The 24,953-nt window shown below is 60.6% G+C and carries 22 protein-coding genes and 1 tRNA gene; 1 reads left to right on the forward strand and 22 read right to left on the reverse strand.

From position 1 onward, the window contains the following. Window positions 1-92: 92 nt before the first annotated feature. From ACFOGH_RS11390 to ACFOGH_RS11490, 21 genes are all read right to left on the reverse strand, one after another. Complete coding sequence (locus ACFOGH_RS11390; protein WP_380073184.1) at window positions 93-773, reverse strand: phosphatase PAP2 family protein; 681 nt, start codon at window positions 771-773, stop codon at window positions 93-95. Continuing rightward, the gene (locus ACFOGH_RS11395; RefSeq protein WP_380073185.1) at window positions 760-2,172 is read right to left on the reverse strand and encodes an ArnT family glycosyltransferase; all 1,413 of its coding nucleotides are present in this window, start codon (window positions 2,170-2,172) and stop codon (window positions 760-762) included. The genes ACFOGH_RS11390 and ACFOGH_RS11395 overlap by 14 nt, the downstream gene beginning before the upstream one ends. Continuing rightward, complete coding sequence (locus ACFOGH_RS11400; RefSeq protein ID WP_380073186.1) at window positions 2,156-2,464, reverse strand: lipid-A-disaccharide synthase N-terminal domain-containing protein; 309 nt, start codon at window positions 2,462-2,464, stop codon at window positions 2,156-2,158. The genes ACFOGH_RS11395 and ACFOGH_RS11400 overlap by 17 nt, the downstream gene beginning before the upstream one ends. Beyond that, complete coding sequence (locus tag ACFOGH_RS11405) at window positions 2,464-3,189, reverse strand: glycosyltransferase family 2 protein (protein WP_380073187.1); 726 nt, start codon at window positions 3,187-3,189, stop codon at window positions 2,464-2,466. Before ACFOGH_RS11405 ends, ACFOGH_RS11400 begins: the two co-directional genes overlap by 1 nt. Before the next feature lie 70 nt (window positions 3,190-3,259). Continuing rightward, window positions 3,260-4,147: a DMT family transporter gene (locus ACFOGH_RS11410; RefSeq protein ID WP_380073188.1), complete on the reverse strand. Its 888-nt coding sequence runs from the start codon at window positions 4,145-4,147 to the stop codon at window positions 3,260-3,262. Between the two features lie 414 nt (window positions 4,148-4,561). Beyond that, window positions 4,562-4,729, reverse strand: coding sequence for a hypothetical protein (locus ACFOGH_RS11415; protein WP_380073189.1), 168 nt, complete (start codon window positions 4,727-4,729; stop codon window positions 4,562-4,564). Window positions 4,730-4,790: 61 nt separating this feature from the next. Continuing rightward, the gene (locus tag ACFOGH_RS11420) at window positions 4,791-5,141 is read right to left on the reverse strand and encodes a hypothetical protein (RefSeq protein WP_380073190.1); all 351 of its coding nucleotides are present in this window, start codon (window positions 5,139-5,141) and stop codon (window positions 4,791-4,793) included. A gap of 311 nt (window positions 5,142-5,452) precedes the next feature. Further along, window positions 5,453-8,611 (reverse strand): efflux RND transporter permease subunit, encoded by a 3,159-nt coding sequence (locus ACFOGH_RS11425; protein ID WP_380073191.1) that lies wholly within the window; start codon window positions 8,609-8,611, stop codon window positions 5,453-5,455. 3 nt (window positions 8,612-8,614) lie between these two features. Then, entirely contained in the window at window positions 8,615-9,781 is a 1,167-nt protein-coding gene (locus ACFOGH_RS11430; RefSeq protein ID WP_380073192.1) for an efflux RND transporter periplasmic adaptor subunit, read from the reverse strand. Between the two features lie 54 nt (window positions 9,782-9,835). After that, window positions 9,836-10,444, reverse strand: a complete 609-nt coding sequence (locus ACFOGH_RS11435) for a TetR family transcriptional regulator (protein ID WP_380073193.1) — start codon at window positions 10,442-10,444, stop codon at window positions 9,836-9,838. 194 nt (window positions 10,445-10,638) lie between these two features. Further along, window positions 10,639-14,871 (reverse strand): DNA-directed RNA polymerase subunit beta', encoded by a 4,233-nt coding sequence (gene rpoC, locus ACFOGH_RS11440; protein WP_380073194.1) that lies wholly within the window; start codon window positions 14,869-14,871, stop codon window positions 10,639-10,641. Window positions 14,872-14,976: 105 nt separating this feature from the next. Then, window positions 14,977-19,110 carry a DNA-directed RNA polymerase subunit beta gene (gene rpoB, locus ACFOGH_RS11445; RefSeq protein WP_380073195.1) on the reverse strand — a complete coding sequence of 1,378 codons (4,134 nt, stop codon included), beginning with the start codon at window positions 19,108-19,110 and terminating at the stop codon, window positions 14,977-14,979. 237 nt (window positions 19,111-19,347) lie between these two features. Then, window positions 19,348-19,722, reverse strand: coding sequence for a 50S ribosomal protein L7/L12 (gene rplL / locus ACFOGH_RS11450; protein ID WP_380073196.1), 375 nt, complete (start codon window positions 19,720-19,722; stop codon window positions 19,348-19,350). Between the two features lie 65 nt (window positions 19,723-19,787). After that, window positions 19,788-20,303, reverse strand: coding sequence for a 50S ribosomal protein L10 (rplJ, locus tag ACFOGH_RS11455; RefSeq protein WP_380073197.1), 516 nt, complete (start codon window positions 20,301-20,303; stop codon window positions 19,788-19,790). A 264-nt stretch (window positions 20,304-20,567) separates the two neighbouring features. Further along, window positions 20,568-21,266, reverse strand: coding sequence for a 50S ribosomal protein L1 (gene rplA / locus ACFOGH_RS11460; protein ID WP_380073198.1), 699 nt, complete (start codon window positions 21,264-21,266; stop codon window positions 20,568-20,570). A gap of 3 nt (window positions 21,267-21,269) precedes the next feature. After that, entirely contained in the window at window positions 21,270-21,722 is a 453-nt protein-coding gene (rplK, locus tag ACFOGH_RS11465) for a 50S ribosomal protein L11 (protein WP_380073199.1), read from the reverse strand. A 99-nt stretch (window positions 21,723-21,821) separates the two neighbouring features. Beyond that, window positions 21,822-22,355 (reverse strand): transcription termination/antitermination protein NusG, encoded by a 534-nt coding sequence (nusG, locus tag ACFOGH_RS11470; protein ID WP_380073201.1) that lies wholly within the window; start codon window positions 22,353-22,355, stop codon window positions 21,822-21,824. Window positions 22,356-22,590: 235 nt separating this feature from the next. Further along, window positions 22,591-22,785, reverse strand: a complete 195-nt coding sequence (gene secE / locus ACFOGH_RS11475) for a preprotein translocase subunit SecE (RefSeq protein ID WP_380073202.1) — start codon at window positions 22,783-22,785, stop codon at window positions 22,591-22,593. A gap of 101 nt (window positions 22,786-22,886) precedes the next feature. Beyond that, window positions 22,887-23,393, reverse strand: a complete 507-nt coding sequence (gene msrA / locus ACFOGH_RS11480) for a peptide-methionine (S)-S-oxide reductase MsrA (protein WP_380073203.1) — start codon at window positions 23,391-23,393, stop codon at window positions 22,887-22,889. Beyond that, on the reverse strand, window positions 23,390-23,839 hold the full coding sequence (gene msrB / locus ACFOGH_RS11485) for a peptide-methionine (R)-S-oxide reductase MsrB (protein WP_380073204.1): 450 nt from the start codon (window positions 23,837-23,839) through the stop codon (window positions 23,390-23,392). The genes msrA and msrB overlap by 4 nt, the downstream gene beginning before the upstream one ends. A gap of 105 nt (window positions 23,840-23,944) precedes the next feature. Beyond that, window positions 23,945-24,020, reverse strand: a tRNA-Trp gene (locus ACFOGH_RS11490). A 115-nt stretch (window positions 24,021-24,135) separates the two neighbouring features. On the opposite strand from ACFOGH_RS11490, the gene ACFOGH_RS11495 reads away from it, so the two are divergent. Next, window positions 24,136-24,357 carry a DUF2798 domain-containing protein gene (locus ACFOGH_RS11495; protein ID WP_380073205.1) on the forward strand — a complete coding sequence of 74 codons (222 nt, stop codon included), beginning with the start codon at window positions 24,136-24,138 and terminating at the stop codon, window positions 24,355-24,357. Window positions 24,358-24,359: 2 nt separating this feature from the next. On the opposite strand, the gene ACFOGH_RS11500 is transcribed toward ACFOGH_RS11495, so the two are convergent. Beyond that, window positions 24,360-24,896, reverse strand: a complete 537-nt coding sequence (locus ACFOGH_RS11500; RefSeq protein ID WP_380073206.1) for a hypothetical protein — start codon at window positions 24,894-24,896, stop codon at window positions 24,360-24,362. Between the last annotated feature and the right edge of the window lie 57 nt (window positions 24,897-24,953).

The following is a 24,953-nucleotide window of genomic DNA, read 5'->3' on the forward strand; positions in this document are numbered from 1 at the left end:
AAGCTATAGAATCTTCGGGCCCCATAGAGAGCGGGAGCCTTGGATAGCGGGGCTGATAGACAGAGTCGGATGGGATGTCAACAGCCGCAGGCTTAGCGGGCGGGTGCAACGCGGGGCAGCATCAGCCGTGCCAGCAGGGCGGCGATCAGGCTGACCAGCAGCATCGACAGCAGCACGTCCGATGTGAAATGCCCACCCGCAGCCACCCGCTGCCAGGCCACAAACCCCAGCATCGCCAGTGCCAGCCCCTGCCCCACCCGGTAAAGCGACGCGCCAATCCGATGCCGGAACCGATACAGGATCATCAGCAGCGCGATGGTCAGCGCCGTGGTGCCCGCGCCCTCGCCCGAGACGAAAGAGCAGTTCCGCGCGCATTGGTCGCTGATCTGCCATGCGGGGCTGAAATGCGCCTGGCCACCGAACTCGAGTACCTGCGTCGGGCGGGCGCGGCCCCAGTAGGATTTGAAACCCTGGTTCACCACCAGCCCCGGCCCAGCGACAAACACCGCCAGGATATAGCCCCAGAACCAGCCATCGGTTTTGCGCCAATAGGACATCGCCAGCAAAACCGCCGCCACAAAGGCCATCACGAGCGTGCCGTTCCAGATCTGGTTGCGGATGAACTCGACCACCACGTTCTGCCGGATCGGAAAACCGCTCGCATCATGGAAATACCCCGACACCGCCAGATCAATCCCCGGCCACAGGCCAAAGATCAGCAGGGTCAGGCCGATCAGCCCGATCAGCAGCGCAATGGTCTTATTGCTGGGCATCGGCACATTCCGCAGGCACAAGGTAAGCCGCCAGCCCGGATTTGCGATAGGCCCCGCCGGTCGGGTCCAGCGGATAGGTCGCCGTGGCGCAGGCCGGGGCGGTTTTGGTGATCCAAAGCAGCGGCCCGGTGATCCCGTTGGGCAGCGGATAGCTTTGCTCGTAATGGTTATCCGGGCGACCCTGCGGGCGCGGCGCGTAATAGGTCAACCCCTCGGACTGGCCAGTGTAGAACAGATCGGCCAGAACGCTGCGATTGTCCGCCAGGATCGGCGGATTGCCCTGCGCATGGGCGATGGCAATGATCTGACGGCTCATCGCGGCGCGGCCCAACTGCCGCTCGATCAGCGGCGCGCCCTGCCATTGCAGCCCGGTGAAGATGGTCAGCAGCGGCAGCACAATGCAGAACACCGCATTCACAGCAAAGGATGCGCCCAGCCAGCGCGGGCGGTCTTGCAGCAGGCCCATCGCCAGCGGAATCCCGGCGAAATAAGCGGCCACCGCCCAATTCGCCTGCGCCGTGCCCAGCAAAGCCTGCACCGTCACCACCAGCAGCGGCGGGATCACAAACGCGGCCTGCACCGGCAGCTTGCGGATCGCCAGCAGCACCGCGGCAAAGATCACCGGGCCTGCAACAGCAAACTGGCTGACCAGAAACTCCGCAGCACTGGCGAAATTCAATCCGGCCAGCGGATTGTCCTGCCGCACCCAGCCGACGTTATCCACCGTATGCGACAGGGTGGTGAACTGATGCGCGATGTTCCAGATCAGATTTCCCGAAATCACCACCACAAAGGCCAGCAGCAACAACGCGGCATTGCGCCAGCCAATCCGTCCCTCAGGCCGCAGAGCGGCCAAAGCCACGCCAAGCAGGAAATAAATCGCGGCATATTTTGCCATGAAGGCCGTGCCAATCGCCGCCCCGGCATATAGCGCATAGCGCGCGGCGCGGGTCTCGGTCAGGCGATGATGCGCGTAAAGTGCTGCCGCAAAGAACGGTGCCATCACGGTATCGGTGGAAATTAGCAGGCTGCCAAGCGCCGCGAAAGGCGCGGTCGCATAGGCAGCCGCAGTCAGGATCGCCGCCTGCGGCCCATACAGCCGCGCCGCCCAAGCCCCCAAAATCAGCGCCGTCGCGCCATGCAGAAACGCCCCCGGCATCCGCACCCAGAACGTGCTATCGCTGCCCGCCACTGTGGTGACAGCCCCAATCAGCCAGCCGATCAGCGGCGGTTTCGAGTAATAGCCAAAGGCAAAATGCTGGCCCCACAGCCAGTATTGCGACTCGTCCACGTAAAGATCGGTGCGATCAAACGCCAGCAACAGCCAGCGCAACAGCGTGATCACCCCGACGATCAACAGCGCCGGGCGGAACCATTCGACTTTAGTCAAGCTGGGCATCTTTACCCTTGTGGATCAGCCACAGATTCCGACTGTAAACCACCACCCCCGGCAACTGGCCAAGGATGATCACCAGATCCAGCTTATGCACGCCATAAGCCAGCACGATCAGCCCGCCGATGATCGAGAAATACCAGAACGCCACCGGCATCACCGATTTGCCGGCGCGCTCGGATGCGATCCATTGCACGATGAAGCGGCCGGTGAACATCAGCTGCCCCAGCAACCCCACCGTCAGCCAGATAATGTCCGAGGCCGAGCTTGCGCCCAGCTTGGTCAACAGATCGTGCATCATTTGCCGTCACCTAACACGCGGGCCTTTTTCTTGCGCCGCAGCAGCCACGCCACGCCAAACAGATCGACCACCCCAACCAAGGCGCGCTGGATGTTGGAATAGTTCGACCGCCCTGCCCCGCGCGCGCGGTGCGACACATCGACATGCGCCACCTGCCAGCCATCGCGGTTGAACAGCGCAGGCAGATAGCGGTGCATGTGGTCGAAATAGGGCAGATCGAGAAACCCCTCACGCCGGAAGGCTTTCAGCCCGCAGCCGGTATCCCGCGTGCCGTCTTGCAGCATCCAGCCGCGAATGCCGTTGGCGAATTTCGACGCCCATTTCTTAGACCAGGTATCCTGCCGACCCACACGCTGCCCCGCCACCAGACCGATCCGGCCGGTGGTGTCGTTCAGGATCGGTGCTACCAGTTTCGGCAATTCCTCGGGCGGGTTCTGGCCGTCACCGTCCAGCGTGCAGATCACCGGCGCATGTGCCGCCCGCACCCCGGAATGCACCGCCGCCGATTGCCCGCCGGACCGATCATGCCGCACGATCCGCAGATGCGGCATCGTCTTCGCACGCGCCTGCAGCACCGCCACCGAGTTATCGGTCGAGCAATCGTCGACGACGATGATCTCAAACGGCGCGAGAGCGGCCATGGCAAGGTCGATGCCTTCGACAAGGCCGACGATGTTTTCGGCCTCGTTCTTAGCGGGGATCACTACGGAAATACGGGTCATCGGGTTCCTGACCTTGAAGGCCTGCGGTTTTGCCGAGTCTATAGGCCAGAGCCCGCGGCCTTGCAAACTGTCACGCGGCGGCGCGGGCGCGTTGGCGCAGTTTTCGCTCGCGCAGCAGAGTATAGATGCCTGTAGCCACCACAATCGCCGCGCCGATCAAAGCATAGCCGTCGGGGAAAGTCGCAAAGAACACCCAGCCCAGCACAATCGCCCACAGAAGCGAGGTGTAGCGAAAAGGCGCGACAAAGCCGATATCGCCCACCCGCATTGCAGTGACCGAGCAGATGTAGCCCACGATCACCATGCCCCCGGCGCCGCAGATCTGCAGGATCTGAAACGGCGTGATCGCCTGCCAACCCTCAATGGCCGATCCCACCAGCCCCATCAGCAGCACGCAGGACGCAGCCCCAAGCGCCACCACCAGCGACGGCACGCTGCCGCTTAGGCGGCGCACCGACAGATCACGCACCACTACCGTCGCAACCGAGGCAAGGCCCAGGATCGACCACGCCGAAAATCCCTCCATCCCCGGTCGGATGATCAGCATCACCCCCAGAAACCCGATGATGATGGCCAGCATCCGCCGCCAGCCGATCTGATCCTTGAAATACAGCGCCGCCCCTAGGGTGACGGCAAGCGGCGTGACCTGCATCACCGCCGACAGGGTCGCGAGCGGCATGTGCTTCAGCGCGGTCAGAAACAGGATGGTGGCGGCCACATCCACCACCGAGCGCAGGCCGATCAAGGCGCGGTCATGGCGGGCGGCGGGCAGGCGCAACCCACCCGTGGCGCGGGCCAGCAGGATCAACCCCAGCACCGCCACCACGCCGCGCAGGGCAATGGTTTGATACAGCGGCAGGTTTTGGGTCAGTGATTTCATGATCGCGTCATTCACCGTGAAGGCGAACATCGACAGGTTCATGTAAAGCGCGCCGCGCAGGTTGTCTGAAATGGCCATCTGTTCCCCCGCAGGCAGGGGTATCAGGGGTTTCGGGCGGGGGAAAGGGGCCGCGTTTGGCGTCAGGCGGGGGTGGTCCCAACTCGGGACCATATTTTATGGTTTTATATCAAAACGATAGGGTGGGCAATTTAAGGATTTGTTAAGGATTTCGCCCTTGCGCGCTGGTTTTGCGCGATCGCGCTGCGGCGCGTCGCATATTCTGCTGCCGCGCGCCTTGGCCGATGTTGAACGCTCCGCGGGGAGTATTTTTGCCAATGTGAAGCGGCTGAGGTTTCGCAGGGCGCAGGCCTTTGGTTGCTTGCGCCCTGCCCGGTTCAAAGCGTCAGCGACGAGATAAAATCGCCACCAAGGATTGCCAGCGCGATCAGCGCGGCGATGGTCAGTTTCAGGCCATTGCTTTTCATTTGAGACTCACAAAAGTTCGGGAAGGAGGGCGCCCATAGCGGCAACGCCGCCAAGGCCGAGGACGACAATGATCCAGTTGATCAAGATTTGTTTGCCGCTTTCAACCGGAACATCCGGTGGCATTGCGTCTTGGTCCGGCAGCGTGCCGGGGTGGTGTTTGCCTTCAGGCGTCATGAGATATCCTTGCATTGCGTGGCGTGAGCGCAAGGGCGCAAAGCTGCGCGCCTGCGCTCGGTCAGATCAAAGCTGTTGCAGGCAAGGGGGGCGGCGCACGGGCTTGCCAGCCATGGCTGGGCCACAGGCTTTGCGCGGGCGCAAGCAACCGCTGACGCAGCAGGTAAAAGCCAGAAGGCGGCACCGGGCTTGCGGCTTGCGCGAGATCCAGCAGGGGGATCAGGCGGGCACGCGCCTCTGTCGAGACCAGCTTGGCCAGCGCGAATTTCGGCGTTACCGCCAGCAGGTTGACATGTTGGACGCTAAACTGCGGCGCTTGCCGACTTTGCAGCGCCACCTGCGGGTCTTGCAGCAGGCCAAGCAAAAGCAACGCCGCAATCCACAGATTGAGACGGCCCAAAACGCCAGCCATGATGCGCCAAGCCTGTGTCACGGGACGGAGTGTCTCAGCTTTGTGCAGAGGTTTCCAGTGGCGATGCTGCGGACGGGTATGCGACGGCGAAAATCGCCCCGTCACGGTCGTCTTGGCCGCCCCGGATTTGATCAGAACTGCCTGCCCGATGGTGCATCTGATCAAGGTGTATGGGCGACAGGCCCCCCGGTTTCCCGAGGGGCCTTTGCTGTTTTCGTCAGACGATCACGCGTGGTGGCTGTCTACCGCCCCGGCGAAGGCTGTGGGCTGCGACCGGGGCCTGCGGCGCGAAAGCCGCGGTTCGGGGCGCCTTAGGTTGAAGCCGCCATCATCGGGTCGTTGCGCCGATTGCGTGAAAACAGCCGGTTGATCAGCACGAAGAACACCGGCACGAAGATGATCGCCAGCGTCGTGCCAGTGATGGTGCCGAACAGCGTCGCGTAACCGATGGCCTCACGTGCGCCAGCACCCGCGCCCGACGACAGCACCAGTGGCACCACGCCCAAGCCAAACGCCAGCGATGTCATCAGGATCGGGCGGAAGCGCTGCCGCGCCGCCTGTGTCACGGCCTCAACAGCCGACTCGCCCAAGTTGGCCATGCGCTCGCGGGCGAATTCCACGATCATGATGCCGTTCTTGCCCGTCAGCCCCACCACGGTCAGCAAGCCCACCTGGAAGTACACCCCATTCGACTGCCCACCGATCCACGCGCCGATCAAGGCACCTAGCACGCCCACCGGCATTGCCAGCAGCACCACGATCGGGATCGTCCAGCTTTCATACAGCGCCGCCAGACACAGGAACACCGCCGCAAGCGCCAGACCATAGAGCGCCATCGCCCCAGCCCCGGCTTCTTTTTCCTCCAGCGACATGCCCGTCCATTGCAAGCTGAATCCCGGCGGCAGTTTGGCGGCAAGCCCCTCCATCGCCGTGATCGCATCGCCCGAGGTAAAGCCAGCGGCCGCGGTGCCATCAATGCCCATCGACGGCATCGCGTTATAGCGTGTCACCTGTTGCGGCCCATAGACCCATTCCTGCGTTGCAAAGGTCGAGAAATCGACGAAATCGCCGTTCACGTTCTGCACCCGCCACAGCGCAAGATCTTCTGGCGTGGATCGCGCCGCCGGTTCACCCTGCACGAACACCCGCTTGACGCGGCCCTGATAGAGGAAGTCGTTGACATAGGCGCTGGACCAGATCGTGTTCAGAAAGGTGCCAACATCCGCCGCCGTCACCCCAACTGCCCCGGCCTTGGCCCAGTCGATGTTCAGGCGGAACTGCGGGGCATCCTCCACGCCGCTTGGCCGCACCCCGGTCAAGGTCGGATCTTGTGCCGCCATGCCAAGCAGCATGTTGCGCGCTTGCAGCAACTCGTCATGGGTCTTGCCACTCGAGGCTTGCAGGTAGGCGCTGAACCCGTTCGAAGAGCCCAACTCTGGCACCGATGGCGGCGCAAACGGCACCACCATGGCTTCGTTGATACCAAAGAACAGCGGACCAAACGCCCGGCCCACAATCGCCTGAACCGAGGCATCGGCGCTGGTGCGCTGGCTCCAGTCTTTCAGCTTGGTGAACAGCAGGCCCATATTCTGCCCCTGACCGCCGAACGAGAAACCGCGCACCGAGAACACGGCTTCGGCATTGGCAGCCTCGCCCTTCAGCCAATAGTTCTCGACCTTGCGCAGAACTTTTTCCGTGGCACCGGCTGTCCCGCCGGAAGGCAGTTGCACGATGGTGATCAACGCGCCTTGGTCCTCATCCGGCAGGAACGAGGTCGGTGTGCGCACAAACAATGCAGCCATACCAGCCACGATCACAGCGTAGATCACCAACATGCTCAGGGGATGTGCCGTCGAAAGCCGCACGATTCCGGTATAGCCATTGGTGATGCGGCCAAAATTGCGTTCGAACCAGTTGGAAAAACCACCGCCCAGCTTGGCCAGAATACCTTGCCGCTTTGCGCCATGCGCGTGCGGTTTCAGCATGGTGGCACACAAGGCAGGGGTAAAGATCAACGCCACCAGCACCGACAGCCCCATCGCCGAGACGATTGTGACCGCGAATTGCTTGTACATCTCACCCGTGGCACCGCCAAAGAACGCCATCGGCACGAACACCGCCGACACGACCAGCGCGATCCCCACCAAAGCGCCCGAGATTTCGTCCATCGACTTCTCGGTCGCAGCTCTCGGCGCAAGGCCTTCTTCCTGCATGATCCGTTCGACGTTCTCGACCACGACGATGGCGTCATCGACCAGCAGGCCGATCGCCAACACCATGGCCAACATGGTCAGCGTGTTGATGGTAAAGCCCAGGCTTGCCATGATGCCAAACGTGCCCAGCAAGACCACCGGAACCGCCAGCGTCGGGATCAGCGTGGCGCGGAAATTGTGCAAGAACACAAGGATCACCAACACCACCAAGGCAATGGCTTCGATCAACGTCTCGATCACGGCCTCAATCGACAGCAGCACGAAAGGGGTGGTGTCATAGGGGATGACATAGCTTGTCCCCGCCGGGAAATCGCGCGACAACTCTTCGATCTTGGCTTTCACCAGATCTGCCGTCTCCAACGCATTCGCGCCTGACGCCAATTGCACTGCCATCGCAGCCGCCGGTTTGCCGTTGTAAAAGCCCGAGATTTCATAGGTTTCGGCCCCCAACTCTGCACGGGCCACATCGCGCAGCAACACCAGACCGCCGTCGGTATCAGCCCGCAGCACGATGCGTTCAAAATCTTCGGGCGTTTTCAGCAGCGACTGCGCGGTGATGGTGGCGTTCAACTCCTGCCCCTCGGGTGCAGGCATCGCGCCAAACGCACCCGCCGAGATTTGCGCGTTCTGCGCGCGGATCGCGGCTATCACAGTCGCAGGCGACAGATCGTAGTATTTCAGCTTCAGCGGATCCAGCCAGATCCGCATCGCATATTCCGAGCCGAACACCTGCACCTTGCCAACGCCGTCCAGCCGCGACACCGGCTCAACAAGGTTAGAGGCCAGATAATCCGCAAGGTCGATGTCTCTTTGCGCGCCATTGTCCGAAACCAGACCCACAATCATCAGAAAGCCGGTGGCCGATTTCTCGACCGTGACACCCTGCCGGGTCACGGTTTCGGGCAGACCGGCTTCGGCCTGCGCCAGTTTGTTTTGCACCTGCACCTGCGCAATGTCAGGATCGGTGCCGATGCGGAAGGTCAGCGTGATCGAGATTTGTCCGGTCGATGTGGTCGACGAGTTGATATAGCGCAGCCCGTCCAGCCCGGTCATCTCTTTCTCGATGATCTGCACCACCGTATCGGCAGCAGTTTCTGCCGAGGCACCGGGATAGCTGGCGCTGATCACGATAGAAGGTCCGGCAATGGCGGGATATTGCGAGATCGGCAAACGCATCACCGAAAGCACGCCCACCGCCATCACGATGATCGCAAGCACCCAGGCAAAGATCGGGCGGTTGATGAAAAAACGCGACATGGATCAGTTCCCCTCAGCCGGGGCTGCCGCCGCAGCCGCGCCCTCGGGCGGCAGGATGACAACATCAGCCCCCGGCCCGGCCTTTTGGAAGCCCGAGGTCACGATCTGATCGCCTGTGTTCAGCCCCGATGTCACCACCCAGTTGCTGCCCGAAGCTCCCATGATCGTAACCGGACGCACGGCAACCTTGCCGCCCTCTGCGCCCCCCTCAACGATCCAGACATTCGCCCCGCCCGTGGTGTCGCGCATCACAGCACTTTGCGGCACAAGGATTGCGTTCTTTTCGGTGGCCTGCGGCAGTTCAACCTCAACATAAAGGCCCGGCAGCAGGTAAAAATCCGGGTTCGCAAAGCTGATCCGCAGCGTGATCATGCCCGTGGTAGGCTCTACCTGCGGCTCGGCGGCCTGCAACTTGCCCTTTTGGCCATAAGTTGTGCCGTTCGGCAAAATCATCGTGGCTTCCGCGCTTTTCAGAAAGTCGCGCGCATCGCCGGGGCTTTTCCAGCGCAACAGATCGCCGGCAGATTGGGTGACATCAACAAACACCGGGTCCAGCGCCCGGATGGTTGCAAGGGTCGCGGCTTGTTGCGCAGCCACCAACGTTCCGGGATCGGCCTGCGACAACCCGATCACGCCAGTGATTGGCGCGCGGATCGTGGTGTGATCTAGGTCAATCTCGGCGCTGGTCTGCTGTGCTTTGGCCGCTTGCAACGCCGCCGCTGCCGCATCGCGGGCAGCAATGGCCTTGTCACGGTTTGCCTTCGATCCGGCATTGGTGGACAGCAATTCCTCGGCCCGGTTTCCATCCGACAGCGCAAGGTTATAGTTTGCCTGCGCTTGCGCCACCGCCGCTTTGGCCGCGGCAACGTTGGCGGCGTAAATCTCGTCCTCGATCTTGTAAAGCGGCTGCCCGGTTTCAACCCAGGCGCCCTCCTCGAACAGACGTTCGCGGATGATGCCAGACACCTGCGGCCTGACTTCGGCCACGGTCGATGCCTTGATCCGGCCCGGCAAGCGGGTGGTCAGGGTATATTCCCCAGCCTTTGCCGCCATGACGCCGACAGCAGGCGGTGGTGGCGCTTGTTGGGCCAGCAGGGCAGCGGGCGTCACGCAAAACGCCAGCGCAAGAAGAGAGGCACGCAGCGGTGCAGGTCGAATGAAGTTTTGCATGGATTGGCCTGTTCGCAGTTGAGGAGGTATCGGGACAAGATTGTTAAGGGTAATTCAGGTAACGGGCGCGCGAAAGAGCGCCATTTGCTTGCGCAGAAATCGGTTGCCAAGGTCAGACAGCGAAAAACACCTGCCCGAGCGCAACCATTCACTCAGCAAACCGTTCATCGTGGCCATCAGGATCCCCGCGATTTCATCGGGGGTGAAATCGGTCAGCAGTTTGCCCTGCTCGGCAGAAAGTCGGATCAGGGCCGACAATGTCTCAAACATGTCGTTGTTGACTTCCTGCATCCAAGCCAGCGCCTCGGCATCAGACATATGCGCATTCAGAATGATGAACAGCCGTTGCTGTTGGGCATCCTGCTCAAAGCTGAGCAGCACCTCTTCGGCCGCTTGCTCTAGCAGACCCAACGGATCACTGTGCCCTTCTTGCGCGGCCTTGCGGATCAGCATCTTTTGCGGTGGTTCGCTGCGGATATGCAGGGCGCGCAGCAGGTCCAGCTTGTTCTTGAAATGCCAATACACCGCGCCACGGGTGACACCCGCCTTGCGCGCAATAGCCTCCAGCGTCGCCGCCGAAACGCCCAGATCGCAAAACACCAACTCTGCGGCATCCAGAATCGCAGTGCGCGTGTGTTCGGCATCTTCTTTGCTTCGGCGCATCCCGTTCCCCTGCAGTTCCCCCTCCCTTACAAACATTCACGTATGTATGTAAGGGGGTATTTGCAGATGCTTGCCCCAAGCTTACGATATTCCCGCGGCAAAAACGGTGTTGGACAACCCGACCTGATCCGCATGCCCAGAATGCAAAAGGCCCCCCGGTTTCCCGAGGGGCCTTTGCTGTTTTCGTCAGACGATCACTCGTCGCGGCTGTCCACCGGCTCGGCGAAGCCTGCCGGGGCTGCGACCGGGGCCGGGGCTGCCAGAGCGGCGGCAACTTCGGCTTCCGAGCGGCGTGCGTCGATCACCACGGTGTCGCGGTCGGCGGCCACAGCTTTCACCACACGGGTTGCCCCGCCAGTGCCTGCCGGGATCAGACGGCCGACGATGACGTTCTCTTTCAGGCCGACCAGTTTGTCGCGCTTGCCCTGCACCGAAGCCTCGGTGAGAACCCGCGTGGTTTCCTGGAACGACGCCGCCGAGATGAAGCTGCGGGTCTGCAAGCTGGCCTTGGTGATCCCCAGAAGGATCGGTTCTGCCGTGGCCAGACGCATACCGTGCAAAGCCGCCTTGTCGTTGGCCTCGTCAAGCTCGTGCTTGTCGACGTTTTCGCCCTTCAGCAGCGTGGTCTCGCCCGAGTCGAGGATCTCAAACTTTTGCAGCATCTGGCGAACGATCACCTCGATGTGCTTGTCGTTGATCTTCACACCCTGCAAGCGATACACGTCCTGCACTTCGTCGATCATGTAGTTCGCCAGCGCTTCGACACCCAGAATACGCAGGATGTCATGCGGCGCGGGGTTGCCGTCCATTATGTAATCGCCCTTCTGGACGAAATCGCCTTCCTGCACCGGAATATGCTTCCCTTTCGGGATCATGTATTCCTGCGGCTGCAAGGTTTCGTCCACCGGCTCGACCGTGATGCGGCGCTTGTTCTTGTAGTCTTTGCCAAAGCGCACATAGCCATCGGCCTCGGCGATGATCGCGTGGTCTTTCGGACGACGGGCTTCGAACAATTCGGCCACGCGGGGAAGACCCCCGGTGATGTCCTTGGTCTTGGCACCTTCGCGCGGAATACGCGCCACCACGTCACCCGGAACCAGTTCCTGGCCGTCTTCGACCGACAGAACCGCATCCACCGACATCGGATAGCTGATCGGATGGCCGCCATCATTGCGCACAGGCTCGCCCGTGGACGGGTCCATCACGATGATTTCCGGCTTCAGATCGCCACCTTTCGGGGCCGAGCGCCAGTCGGACACGATCTTCTGCGTCATACCGGTGGCTTCGTCGGTATCTTCGCGCACCGAGATGCCCGCGATCAGATCCTTGAACCGTGCAACCCCCGCCTTTTCGGCGATGATCGGCAGAGTGTAGGGGTCCCATTCGAACAGCTTGGTGCCACGCTTGACCATCGCGCCGTCTTTGGCGTGCAGTTTCGCGCCATAGGTCAGCTTGTGCACGGCGCGGTCTTGGCCCGCTTCGTCCACAATCGCGATCGACATGTTGCGGCCGATCACGATCTGCTCGCCATTGACGTTCGACAGCAGGTTGGCGTTGCGGAACTCGATCTTGCCCTCTTGGCTGGCTTCGAGGAACGACTGTTGGCCACCCTGTGCAATGCCGCCGATGTGGAAGGTCCGCATCGTCAGCTGCGTGCCCGGTTCGCCAATCGACTGTGCGGCGATGATGCCGACAGCTTCGCCCTGGTTCACCAAGGTGCCGCGTGCAAGGTCACGACCGTAGCACATCGCGCAAACGCCTTCTTCGGCGTCACAGGTCAGCGGCGAACGGATGCGGGCCGAAGCCACGCCAGCGTTGTGGATCGCATCAGCACGACGCTCGTCGATCAACTCGCCACGCGCCACCAGCACTTCACCGGTCAGCGGCACGACGATGTCATCAGCAGCGACACGGCCCAGCACGCGCTCGGCCAAGCTTTGCACGACTTCACCATCGTTCACAGCCACGTCGGCGGTGATGCCGCGGTCGGTGCCGCAATCATGCACGCGCACAATGCAGTCCTGCGCCACGTCCACCAGACGGCGCGTCAGATAGCCCGAGTTCGCGGTCTTCAACGCGGTATCCGCGAGGCCCTTCCGGGCGCCGTGGGTCGAGTTGAAGTATTCGAGAACCGTCAGACCCTCTTTGAAGTTCGAGATGATCGGCGTTTCGATGATCTCGCCCGACGGCTTGGCCATCAGACCACGCATACCGCCCAACTGCTTCATCTGCGCCGGCGAACCCCGAGCACCCGAGTGCGACATCATATAGACCGAGTTCGGCTCTTTTTCCGCGCCCGCGTCGTCATAACGCACGGCGGAAATCTCTGCCATCATCTCGCCCGCGACTTTGTCCGAGCATTTCGACCAGGCGTCGACCACCTTGTTATACTTCTCGCCCTGCGTGATCAGGCCGTCCATATACTGCTGTTCGAACTCTTTCACCTGATCGCGCACTTCGTTGACGATCGGCCATTTGGTGTCGGGGATCAGCATGTCGTCTTTACCGAACGAAATGCCAGCCTTGAACGCCTCACGGAAGCCCAGACCCATGATCTGATCGCAGAAGATCACCGACTCTTTCTGGCCGCAGTAGCGGTAGACGGTGTCGATGACGGTTTGCACGTCTTTCTTGCGCAGCAGACGGTTCACCAGATCGAACGGCGCTTTCGCGTTCAGCGGCAGAAGGTTGCCCAAGCGCAGACGGCCGGGGGTGGTTTCATACCGCTTCCAGACGATATTGCCGTGCTCATCCACTTGGCGCAGACGGCCCTGGATGCTGGCGTGCAGATGCACCGAACCTGCGGCCAGCGCATGTTCGACTTCGTCGATGTCGGTGAAGATCATGCCTTCGCCAACCATGCCCTTGCGGTTCATGGTGGTGTAATACAGACCAAGCACCATATCCTGCGACGGCACGATGATCGGCGCGCCGTTGGCAGGCGACAGCACGTTGTTGGTCGACATCATCAACACGCGGGCTTCCAACTGGGCTTCCAGCGACAGCGGCACGTGAACAGCCATCTGGTCGCCGTCGAAGTCAGCGTTGAAGGCCGAGCAGACCAGCGGGTGCAGCTGAATAGCCTTACCTTCGATCAGGATCGGTTCAAACGCCTGAATCCCCAGACGGTGCAGCGTCGGCGCGCGGTTCAGCAGAACCGGGTGTTCGCGGATCACTTCATCTAGGATATCCCAAACCTCGGGACGCTCTTTTTCGACCAGCTTTTTCGCCTGCTTCACGGTCGAAGAAAGCCCTTTGGCCTCCAGACGCGAATAGATGAACGGCTTGAACAACTCCAAAGCCATCTTCTTCGGCAGACCGCACTGATGCAGCTTCAACTCCGGCCCGGTCACGATAACCGAACGACCCGAGAAGTCGACGCGCTTGCCCAGCAAGTTCTGACGGAAGCGGCCCTGTTTGCCTTTCAGCATGTCGGACAGCGATTTCAGCGGGCGCTTGTTGGTGCCGGTGATGACACGGCCACGACGGCCGTTGTCGAACAGCGCGTCCACAGCTTCCTGAAGCATACGCTTTTCGTTGCGCACGATGATATCGGGCGCACGCAGTTCGATCAGACGCTTCAGACGGTTGTTGCGGTTGATGACGCGACGATACAGGTCGTTCAGGTCAGAGGTCGCGAAGCGGCCACCATCCAGCGGCACCAGCGGACGCAGTTCCGGCGGAATGACCGGAAGCACGGTCAGCACCATCCACTCCGGGCGGTTGCCGGATTCGAGGAAGCTTTCCACGATCTTCAGACGCTTGATGATCTTCTTCGGCTTCAACTCGCCGGTGGCCTCTTTGAGGTCAGCGCGGAGTTGTTCAGCCGTGGTTTCCAGATCAATCGCGGCCAGCATTTCGCGGATGGCTTCAGCGCCGATGTTGGCGGTGAAAGCGTCAGCGCCATATTGGTCTTGCGCGTCGAGGTATTCTTCTTCGGTCAACTGCTGCTGATAGGTCAGGTCGGTCAGACCCGGCTCGATCACCACATAGTTTTCGAAATACAGAACGCGTTCCAGATCCCGCAGCGTCATGTCCAGCATCAGGCCGATGCGGCTTGGCAGCGATTTCAGGAACCAGATGTGTGCAACCGGCGAGGCCAGTTCGATATGGCCCATCCGCTCACGGCGGACCTTTTGCAGCGTGACTTCAACACCGCATTTTTCGCAGACAACGCCGCGATATTTCATGCGCTTGTATTTGCCGCAGAGGCATTCGTAATCCTTGATCGGGCCAAAGATACGCGCGCAGAACAGGCCGTCACGCTCGGGCTTGAACGTGCGATAGTTGATGGTTTCGGGCTTTTTGATCTCACCGAAAGACCACGACAGAATACGTTCCGGCGAGGCCAAGCTGATCTTGATCTCGTCAAACGTCTTGACGGGCGCAACCGGGTTGAACGGGTTGGTCGAGAGTTCCTGGTTCATTTCAATCCTATGAATTGGGGGCGGCGGGGGAAAGTGGGGTGCGTGCAAGCACACACCCTACGGGTCGCGGTAGGGTGCGTGATTTCACGCACCCCCCGAAAACCCTCACTCTTCCTCCGCATCCAGGAGTTCCATGTTGAGGCCCAAACCGCGGACCTCTTTGACGAGAACGTTGAACGATTCCGGCACGCCAGCCTCGAAGTTGTCCTCGCCCTTGACGATCGACTCGTAGACCTTGGTGCGGCCTGCAACGTCATCCGATTTCACCGTCAGCATTTCCTGCAAGGTGTAAGCGGCGCCGTAAGCCTCCAGTGCCCAGACCTCCATCTCACCCAGACGCTGGCCACCGAACTGGGCTTTACCGCCCAGAGGTTGCTGCGTGACAAGGCTGTAAGGCCCGGTCGAGCGTGCGTGCAGCTTGTCATCCACCAAGTGGTGAAGTTTCAGCATGTACTTGACGCCCACGGTGACTTTCCGCGCGAATTGCTCGCCCGAACGGCCATCGAACACCACCGACTGGCCCGACGTATCAAAGCCCGCGCGGGTCAGCGCGTCGTTCACGTCAGACTCTTTCGCACCGTCGAACACCGGCGATGCAATCGGCACACCTTTGGTCACGTTGCCCGCCAGTTCGAGGAAATCGGCCTCGGACCGGTCAGCAAATTCGGACTCGTAGGTTTCGTCACCATAAGCGTAGCGCACAGCGTCACGCACCGGGGTCATGTCACCCGAGCGGCGATACTCTTTCAAAGCATCGTCGATGCGGATGCCAAGGCCACGCGCGGCCCAGCCCATATGCGTCTCAAGGATCTGGCCAACGTTCATCCGCGACGGCACGCCGAGCGGGTTCAGAACGAGGTCAACTGCAGTGCCATCAGCCAGGAACGGCATGTCTTCCACCGGAACAACCTTGGAAACCACGCCTTTGTTGCCGTGACGACCAGCCATCTTGTCGCCCGGTTGCAGCTTGCGCTTCACCGCCACGAACACTTTGACCATCTTCATCACGCCCGGAGGCAAATCGTCGCCGCGACGGACCTTTTCAACCTTGTCGTCGAAACGGTTGTCCAATGCACGCTTCTGCGCTTCGAACTGGTCGTGCAGGGCTTCCACGTCTTTCGCGTCAGACTCGCCTTCCAGCGCCAACTGCCACCACTGACCCTTGGACAGCGTGCCCAACAATTCAGCGTCAATGGTCGAGCCAGCCTTGATGCCTTTCGGCCCTTTCACCGCAACTTTGCCGGTGATCAGGGTTTTCAGGCGCGAGTAGATGTTACGCTCAAGGATCGCCAATTCGTCGTCGCGGTCACGCGCCAGACGTTCAACTTCTTCACGCTCGATCTGCAAAGCACGTTCGTCTTTGTCGACACCGTGACGGTTGAACACGCGCACTTCCACGATCGTGCCAAACGCACCCGGCGGCAGGCGCAGCGAGGTATCGCGCACGTCAGACGCTTTTTCGCCGAAGATGGCGCGCAGCAGCTTTTCTTCCGGGGTCATCGGCGATTCACCTTTGGGGGTGATCTTGCCGACCAGAATGTCACCCGGCAGCACGTCAGCGCCGATATACACGATGCCCGCTTCGTCAAGGTTGCGCAGGGCTTCCTCGCCGACGTTCGGGATATCGCGGGTGATTTCCTCTGGCCCCAGTTTCGTATCGCGGGCTGCGACTTCGTATTCTTCGATGTGGATCGAGGTGAACACGTCGTCTTTCAGAATGCGTTCCGAAATCAGGATCGAGTCTTCGTAGTTGTAGCCATTCCACGGCATGAAGGCCACGACGACGTTCCGGCCCAAGGCCAGTTCGCCCAAGTCGGTGCAGGGGCCGTCGGCCACGACTTCGCCGCGCAGAACAGTGTCGCCCACCTTCACCAGCGGACGCTGGTTGATGCAGGACGACTGGTTCGAGCGTTTGAACTTGCGCAGACGGTAGATGTCCACGCCCGGCTCGCCCGGTTCCAGCATCTCAGTGGCGCGCACAACGATACGGGTTGCGTCCACCTGATCAATCACGCCCGAGCGGCGGGCCATGATGGCAGCACCACTGTCGCGCGCCACAACCGCTTCAATCCCGGTGCCCACGAACGGCGCATCGGCTTGCAGCAGCGGAACCGCCTGACGTTGCATGTTCGAGCCCATCAAGGCGCGGTTGGCGTCGTCATTCTCAAGGAACGGGATCAACGATGCCGCAACCGAAACCAACTGCTTCGGCGACACGTCGATCAGGTCGATGGCTTCCGGCGGGTTCAACATGAAGTCACCGGCTTTGCGCGACGAAATCAGATCGTCGGTAAAGCGGCCTTCCGCATCCTGTGCCGCGTTGGCCTGAGCGACCGTGTGACGCATCTCTTCGGTCGCCGACATATAGACAACGTCATCCGTCACCTTGTTGTCGACAACCTTGCGATACGGAGTCTCGATGAAGCCATACTTGTTCACGCGGGCGAAGGTGGCCAGCGAGTTGATCAGACCGATGTTCTGACCTTCCGGCGTTTCAATCGGGCACATCCGGCCGTAGTGGGTCGGGTGAACGTCGCGCACTTCAAAGCCTGCGCGTTCGCGGGTCAAACCGCCTGGCCCCAGTGCCGACAGACGGCGCTTGTGGGTGACTTCCGACAGCGGGTTGGTTTGGTCCATGAACTGCGACAACTGGCTGCTGCCGAAGAATTCACGCACCGCCGCCGCAGCCGGTTTGGCGTTGATCAGGTCTTGCGGCATGATCGTGTCGATTTCGACCGACGACATACGCTCTTTGATCGCGCGCTCCATGCGCAGCAGACCAACGCGGTACTGGTTCTCCATCAATTCACCAACCGAACGCACCCGGCGGTTGCCGAGGTGGTCGATATCGTCGATTTCGCCCTTGCCGTCGCGCAGTTCGGTCAGCGCCTTGATGCAGGCCACGATATCATCGCGGTCCAGCGTGCGCTGGGTGTCCGGCTTGCCCAGATCGAGACGCATGTTCATCTTGACCCGGCCAACAGCCGAGAGATCATAACGCTCGCTATCGAAGAACAGCGTGTCGAACAGTTGGCTTGCAGCCTCAACAGTCGGCGGCTCGCCCGGACGCATCACGCGGTAGATGTCCATGAGTGCGGTATCGCGGCCCATGTTCTTGTCTGCCGCCATGGTGTTGCGCATGTAGGGGCCGACGTTGACGTTGTCGATGTCCAGCACCGGAATCTCGGTGATGCCTTGATCGAGCAACAGCTTCAGCGTGCCACCCTTAGGCTCGCCGTCGCGGTCGTATTCCATCGTCAGTTCGTCGCCAGCTTCGACCCAGATCTCGCCGGTTTCTTCGTTGATGATGTCTTTCGACACATAGCGGCCGATGATGTGATCATAGGGCACCAGCAGGTCGGTAACCTTGCCAGCCTTGACCAGATCATTCGCCATGCGCGGCGTCATTTTCTCGCCCGCCTTGCAGATCACGTCGCCAGTGGCGGCGTCGACGATGTCATAGGTCGGACGGGTGCCGCGGATGCGGTCCGGGAAGAACTTCGTGACCCAGCCCTTGTTCTTCTGATACTTGAACATCACGGTCTGGTAATAGGCATCCATGATGCCTTCCTGATCCATGCCCAACGCATAAAGCAGCGTCGTCACCGGCAGTTTGCGGCGACGGTCGATGCGGGCAAACACGATATCCTTGGCGTCGAATTCGAAATCCAGCCACGAGCCGCGATACGGGATGATCCGGCAGGCAAACAGCAGCTTGCCGCTGGAGTGCGTCTTGCCCTTGTCGTGGTCGAAGAACACGCCCGGAGAGCGGTGCATCTGCGACACGATCACGCGCTCGGTGCCGTTCACCACGAAGGTGCCGTTCGAGGTCATCAGGGGCATGTCGCCCATGTAGACGTCTTGTTCCTTGATGTCCTTGACCGACCGGGCCCCGGTGGTTTCGTCGACATCAAACACGATCAGACGCAGCGTCACCTTCAACGGTGCCGCATAGGTCATGTCGCGCGACTGGCACTCGTCCACGTCGTATTTCGGCTTTTCCAGCTCGTACTTGACGAATTCAAGCACGGCGGTTTCGTTGAAGTCCTTGATCGGGAACACCGATTGGAACGTGCCCTGGATGCCTTCGCCGTCCAGCGGCTTGTCACTGTCGCCAGAGCGCAGGAACAGATCATAGGAAGATTTTTGAACCTCGATTAGGTTCGGCATTTCCAGAACTTCACGGATCTTGCCGAAATAACGGCGGATTCGTTTCTGGCCAACGTAAGCTTGCGCCATCTGCGTCGTAACCTTTCATTTCGCCGGCAGGCTTTCCGTCGGGCCACGGAAGGCTGCCGATTGGCGAGAGGGGATCTTGGTTCTATTCATGCCACCCGTCCCTTAGGGTGGCTCCCGAACCGCAACCGCACCTTGGATTGGGCTTTCGCAAAAGCACAGTCCGAGACGCGATAAGCTGGGCCGGGGATAACCCCGACCCAGCTATCTACTTACATCCGAGGCGAACCCCGGCGCAAATTACTTCAGTTCAACCTTGGCGCCAGCGGCTTCCAGGGTTTTCTTGAAGCCTTCAGCGTCGGCTTTGCCAACTGCTTCTTTGACTTTGCCGCCAGCCTCAACGAGGTCTTTGGCTTCTTTCAGGCCCAGACCGGTGATGGTGCGGACTTCTTTGATGACGTTGATTTTGTTCGGGCCGGCATCGGTCAGAACAACGTCAAACTCGGTTTGCTCTTCAGCCGGAGCTGCAGCAGCAGCCGGGCCAGCAGCCATCATGACAGCGCCACCAGCAGCCGGCTCGATGCCGTAGGTGTCTTTCAGGATGGTTTTCAGTTCTTGCGCTTGCAAGAGGGTCAGGCCAACGATTTGCTCGGCCAATTTGTTCAGATCAGACATTTCATGTTCCGTTCAGTTAAGATGGTTCCAACGAGGTGAGGGTTCAACCCCACGCGAGGCGAAGATCAAGCGGCTGCTTTTTCTTCGATGGTCGACAGGATGCTCGCGATGTTCGAAGCAGGCGCGCCAATGGCCCCAGCAATCGCCGAACCCGGTGCGCCAATCATCGACACGATCTGAGCGATAAGCTCTTCGCGCGACGGCATGGAAGCAACGGCTTTGACGCCAGCTTGGTCCAGAACCGTGTCACCCATTGCACCGCCAATGATGACGAACTTGTCGTTCGTCTTGGCATATGCCTCGCAGACCTTGGCCGCAGCCACCGGGTCTTCCGAGAAGGACAACATGGTCATGCCCGACAGCAGCGCGCCCATCTTTTCAGAGGGCTTGCCACCAAGGGCGATCTTGGCGAGCGTGTTCTTGGCAACGCGTACGGACCCACCAACTTCGCGCATTTTCGCGCGCAGGTCCTGCATCTGTGCAACCGTCATACCCGCGTAGTGGGCAACCACTACAACGCCAGAGCTTGCGAAGATTTGGCCGAGTTCATCGACCACTTTCTCTTTCTGGGCTCTATCCACAGTTTCACTCCAAGGTTGGGGGTTTCCCCCCGGCTCAATTAAGCCCGTCTTATGACGAGCATCGGGTCCGCATTGGTTCCCGAGCCAAAATCCCCCGAAGGCGACATCATCTCGTTCCCCATCTCAGGCCGGAGATTAAGGCGTTTGCGCACCACCGGCCGTCTCGGACAGGATGGGCCATCGGGTTTCCCCTTTGCCCCACCATCCCTTCCCCGAGGGGTTGGGAATTTCGGTAGGGTGCGTGATCTCACGCACCCAAATCGCTTACTTGGCCGAAGCCGAAGCCAGATCCAAAGCCACGCCCGGACCCATCGTCGAAGCCAGCGAGACTTTCTTCAGATAGGTGCCCTTGGCGCCAGCCGGACGTGCGCGCGAAACTGCATCCACGAAAGCGCGGACGTTTTCGGCCAGTTTGTCATCCGAGAAGCTGATCTTGCCGATACCAGCGTGGATCACGCCAGCTTTTTCGACTTTGAACTGCACTTCGCCGCCCTTGGCTGCTTCAACGGCCGTTTTCACGTCCATCGTCACGGTGCCCACTTTCGGGTTCGGCATCAGGTTGCGCGGGCCGAGGATTTTGCCCAGACGGCCGACCAGCGGCATCATGTCCGGCGTTGCGATGCAACGGTCGAACTCGATCTTGCCTTGCTGGATGGTTTCCATCAGGTCTTCTGCGCCAACGATGTCCGCACCAGCGGCCTTGGCTTCATCAGCCTTGGCACCACGGGCGAACACAGCCACGCGCACGGTTTTGCCGGTGCCGTTCGGCAGCGACACCACACCGCGCACCATCTGGTCAGCGTGACGCGGGTCAACGCCCAGGTTCATCGCGATTTCCAGGGTTTCGTCGAATTTCGCCGAAGCTGCCGATTTGATCAGCGCCACTGCGTCTTCCACGGTGATCAGGTTCTTGCCTTCGAAAGCCTTCTGCGCAACGGCAGTCCGTTTACCAATCTTGGCCATGACTTACCCTTTCACTTCGATGCCGCAGGATTTCGCCGAACCCATGATCACCTGCATTGCAGCCTCTACCGAGTTTGCATTCAGGTCTTTCATCTTGGTTTCTGCGATCTTGCGGATCTGTGCCAGCGACACCGAACCAGCAACAGCGTGACCCGGCTTGACCGAGCCTTTGGCGCGGTTGCGCTTGCCGACGGGCGGCAGGCCAGCGGCCTTTTTCAGCAGGTAAGACGCCGGAGCGGTCTTGAGTTCCAGGCTGAACGACTTGTCCTGATAGTAGGTGATGATCACGGGCGTGGGCGAACCCGGCTCGATATCAGCGGTCTTCGCGTTGAATTCTTTCACGAAAGCCATGATGTTCAGGCCGCGCTGACCCAGCGCCGGACCAACCGGCGGGGACGGGTTGGCTTGGCCCGCTTTCACTTGCAGCTTCAGGCTGCCGATAATCTTCTTGGCCATCTGGCCTCTCCTTTATCACTGCATCGACCCGGAATTGAGCGATGCGGTTTAGTGGTTCGGGTTGTCACCTTTGCAGGCGCGTCCCTCCCACAGATGCACTCAGAGGTTTTTCGACACCTGAGTGAATTCCAATTCCACCGGGGTGGCGCGACCAAAGATCGACACCGACACCTTCAGGCGGCTGTGCGCCTCATCCACGTCCTCGACCATACCGTCAAAGCCTTCGAACGGGCCGTCGGTGACTTTCACCTTTTCGCCGGTTTCAAAGCGGATCAGGTTGCGCGGTGCTTCGATGCCTTCCTCAACGCGGTTGAGGATCTGGTTCACCTCGGCATCGCGCATCGGCATCGGCTTGCCTTGCGGGCCCAGAAAGCCGGTGACGCGGTTGATCGACGAAATCAGGTGATAGCCTTGGCTCGACATTTCCATCCGCACCAGCACGTAACCCGGCATGAAGCGACGCTCTGACGTCACTTTCTTGCCACGACGCACCTCGATGACTTCTTCGGTCGGCACCAGCACTTCGTCAATCTCGTCACCAAGATTGGCTTCCAGCACGGCCGTTCTGATCTGCTCGGCAACTTTCTTCTCGAAGTTCGAGAGAACGCTCACCGAATACCAACGCTTGGCCATGCCCACTTCCACCTTGTCTGCCCGACCGCCGATGCGCCCGAATGTTTTGTCTTTTCAAGCGGTTATCCCGCCGCGCCTGTTCCAGGCCCCGAACAAAAAACAGCGCGCAACCCGAATCGCTGCGCGCCTTTGTCCTTTGGATTGGGGCGGGATACCGCCCCAGACCGCTGATTTCAAGGAAATTCGGCCATCATCGGCCAGATTTGGCGCAACAACTGGACTTGACGGTTCAGCTTCAGAACCCGGTGACGATCATCGTCAGACCCAGCCGGATCACGTAATCCACCAGGCTGAAGAAGGTCGCGGTCAGCGCGGCCATGATGAACACCATCACCGTGGTCAGCACCACTTCGCGACGCGACGGCCATGCGACCTTGGCCACTTCGGCGCGGACCTGCTGCATGAACTGGACGGGATTGATCGTTGCCATTTTCGGATTCCGCGCTTTCTAAGAGGTTCCCGGCGAGATACGCGCATCACGCCGGGATTTCAAGCGGCAAGCCTTGCGGGCCGCCACTCCGCCGCCAAGTGTTACTCAGCGGCCCTGCGCGGCAGCCGCCAGTTCGGGCGGATGAAATGGCAGGTATAGCCCGTAGGCAACCGCTCCAGATAATCCTGATGCTCGGGCTCGGCCTGCCAGAACGGCCCGGCGGGGGCGAGTTCCGTCACCACCTTGCCCGGCCACAGCGCCGAGGCATCGACATCGGCAATCGTATCCAGTGCCACCTGCCGCTGATCTTCCGACAGATAATAGATCGCCGAACGGTAAGACGGCCCACGGTCATTGCCCTGCCGGTTCGGCGTGCTGGGGTCGTGGATCTGGAAGAAAAACTCCAGCAACTCACGATAGCTGATCACGGCGGGGTCAAAGGTGATCTCGATCGCCTCGGCATGGCTGCCATGGTTGCGGTAGGTGGCGTTGTCCACATCGCCGCCCGAATAGCCCACGCGCGACGCGATCACACCGGGGCGCTTGCGGATCAGATCCTGCATCCCCCAGAAACAGCCGCCAGCCAGAATTGCGGTTTCACGGGTCATTTCACATCCTCCACTTGATCGAGATAGTCCCCATAGCCTTCGGCCTGCATCTGATCGCGCGGCACAAAGCGCAAGCTGGCCGAGTTGATGCAATAGCGCAACCCGCCACGGTCGCGCGGCCCATCGGGGAACACATGCCCCAAATGGCTGTCGCCATGCGCCGAGCGCACCTCGACCCGCACCATGCCAAGCGTGGTGTCGCGCAATTCGGCCACATGCGCAGGCTCAATGGGCTTGGTAAAGCTGGGCCAGCCGCAATGGCTGTCAAACTTGTCGGCCGAGGCAAACAACGGCTCGCCCGAGACGATATCAACATAGATCCCCGCCGCATGGTTATCCAGATATTCCCCCGTACCCGGACGCTCGGTGCCATTCTGCTGGGTCACACGGAACTGCTCAGGCGTCAGGGCGGCGATGCGGGCGGCGGATTTGGTATAGGTGGTCATGGCGCACTCCGTTTTAATCCAATGTGGAATATGGAGCGCCTGATGCCAAGTTTCCACTGCCATCGCAGGCTTGTGTGACACTGAAACATATCAGGAAAACAGACCTGGCAGGAGTTGGGGGACTCGAACCCACGACCCTCGGTTTTGGAGACCGATGCTCTACCAACTGAGCTAAACTCCTAAGGCCTGTGGGGGAGTTACGGCAGCCCCAAGGGGAAATCAAGGGGGGAATCGGGGTTGGCGTGCAGAAAGCGCGCGCCTATGAACAGGGTCAGCCCAAACAACAGAGGACCGTGATGATTCCTGCCCGCTTTGCCCCGATCCTGTTCGGCCTGATCCTGTCGGGGCTGATGTCTTGCTTTGTCTCGGGCCTTTCGACCTTCCGCACGCTTGGTCTGGTCGATCATTTCTTTCGGCAATGGATGGGCAACTGGGCCGCATCCTGGGCGCTGGCGTTTCCCTGCGTGCTGGTGATCGCACCGATCACCCGCCGCATCGTGGCACGGCTGGTGCGCTGATCTCAGGCCGCAACCGGGCGGTAACAGCGCACCACGCCCGCTACCGTATGGCTGATCGTCGTCACCGTCACCGTGGTGCCGCTGCGCACCGTTTCCGTGGTGGTCGCCGGCGCGCTAAGTGCGATCTGAAAGCTTTGCACCGGGCCAGACCTGGGCGGGATGTTCTGCTCGATCACCTCGACCATCCCCGGAGAGATCACCCGCACCACCAGACCCGAATGATGCGGCAATCCCCGCCCCTCGGTGCGGCTGTCTTCGGAAAAGCTGGTGCCCTCCGGGCTGCTGGTGTCAATCCGGGTGGTCTGGGTCCACGAGAAATTCTGATACTGCACCACATCGCCCGGCTGCAGCGCCGCCACACTAACCGCCGTGCCCCAGACATAGGCCACATTCGGCCCAAAATTCGGCGTCTGCGGGATCGAGGATTTGCCCCCTGCCCCGGTAATGGCGGCTTCCACCAAAGTCCAGCATTCGCCGTCGCCATAGCGACCCGACTGGCGTTGTGCAAAAGCGATGGCCGTGGCGGAGGTGTAGGGCATGATATGCTCCGTGGGTTGTGCTGAAATATCGCGACTCGGGCAGGAAATATCGGCGCC

Source organism: Cypionkella sinensis (genome assembly GCF_042646385.1).
Taxonomy (GTDB): Bacteria; Pseudomonadota; Alphaproteobacteria; order Rhodobacterales; family Rhodobacteraceae; genus Cypionkella; species Cypionkella sinensis.

Coding starts and splice junctions, on each gene's coding strand:
- ACFOGH_RS11390 (WP_380073184.1), bottom strand. CDS start 773: ATGCCCAGCAATAAGACCATTGCGCTGCTGATCGGGCTGATCGGCCTG.
- ACFOGH_RS11395 (WP_380073185.1), bottom strand. CDS start 2,172: ATGCCCAGCTTGACTAAAGTCGAATGGTTCCGCCCGGCGCTGTTGATC.
- ACFOGH_RS11400 (WP_380073186.1), bottom strand. CDS start 2,464: ATGCACGATCTGTTGACCAAGCTGGGCGCAAGCTCGGCCTCGGACATT.
- ACFOGH_RS11405 (WP_380073187.1), bottom strand. CDS start 3,189: ATGACCCGTATTTCCGTAGTGATCCCCGCTAAGAACGAGGCCGAAAAC.
- ACFOGH_RS11410 (WP_380073188.1), bottom strand. CDS start 4,147: ATGGCCATTTCAGACAACCTGCGCGGCGCGCTTTACATGAACCTGTCG.
- ACFOGH_RS11415 (WP_380073189.1), bottom strand. CDS start 4,729: ATGACGCCTGAAGGCAAACACCACCCCGGCACGCTGCCGGACCAAGAC.
- ACFOGH_RS11420 (WP_380073190.1), bottom strand. CDS start 5,141: ATGGCTGGCGTTTTGGGCCGTCTCAATCTGTGGATTGCGGCGTTGCTT.
- ACFOGH_RS11425 (WP_380073191.1), bottom strand. CDS start 8,611: ATGTCGCGTTTTTTCATCAACCGCCCGATCTTTGCCTGGGTGCTTGCG.
- ACFOGH_RS11430 (WP_380073192.1), bottom strand. CDS start 9,781: ATGCAAAACTTCATTCGACCTGCACCGCTGCGTGCCTCTCTTCTTGCG.
- ACFOGH_RS11435 (WP_380073193.1), bottom strand. CDS start 10,444: ATGCGCCGAAGCAAAGAAGATGCCGAACACACGCGCACTGCGATTCTG.
- rpoC (WP_380073194.1), bottom strand. CDS start 14,871: ATGAACCAGGAACTCTCGACCAACCCGTTCAACCCGGTTGCGCCCGTC.
- rpoB (WP_380073195.1), bottom strand. CDS start 19,110: ATGGCGCAAGCTTACGTTGGCCAGAAACGAATCCGCCGTTATTTCGGC.
- rplL (WP_380073196.1), bottom strand. CDS start 19,722: ATGTCTGATCTGAACAAATTGGCCGAGCAAATCGTTGGCCTGACCCTC.
- rplA (WP_380073198.1), bottom strand. CDS start 21,266: ATGGCCAAGATTGGTAAACGGACTGCCGTTGCGCAGAAGGCTTTCGAA.
- rplK (WP_380073199.1), bottom strand. CDS start 21,722: ATGGCCAAGAAGATTATCGGCAGCCTGAAGCTGCAAGTGAAAGCGGGC.
- nusG (WP_380073201.1), bottom strand. CDS start 22,355: ATGGCCAAGCGTTGGTATTCGGTGAGCGTTCTCTCGAACTTCGAGAAG.
- secE (WP_380073202.1), bottom strand. CDS start 22,785: ATGGCAACGATCAATCCCGTCCAGTTCATGCAGCAGGTCCGCGCCGAA.
- msrA (WP_380073203.1), bottom strand. CDS start 23,393: ATGACCCGTGAAACCGCAATTCTGGCTGGCGGCTGTTTCTGGGGGATG.
- msrB (WP_380073204.1), bottom strand. CDS start 23,839: ATGACCACCTATACCAAATCCGCCGCCCGCATCGCCGCCCTGACGCCT.
- ACFOGH_RS11495 (WP_380073205.1), top strand. CDS start 24,136: ATGATTCCTGCCCGCTTTGCCCCGATCCTGTTCGGCCTGATCCTGTCG.
- ACFOGH_RS11500 (WP_380073206.1), bottom strand. CDS start 24,896: ATGCCCTACACCTCCGCCACGGCCATCGCTTTTGCACAACGCCAGTCG.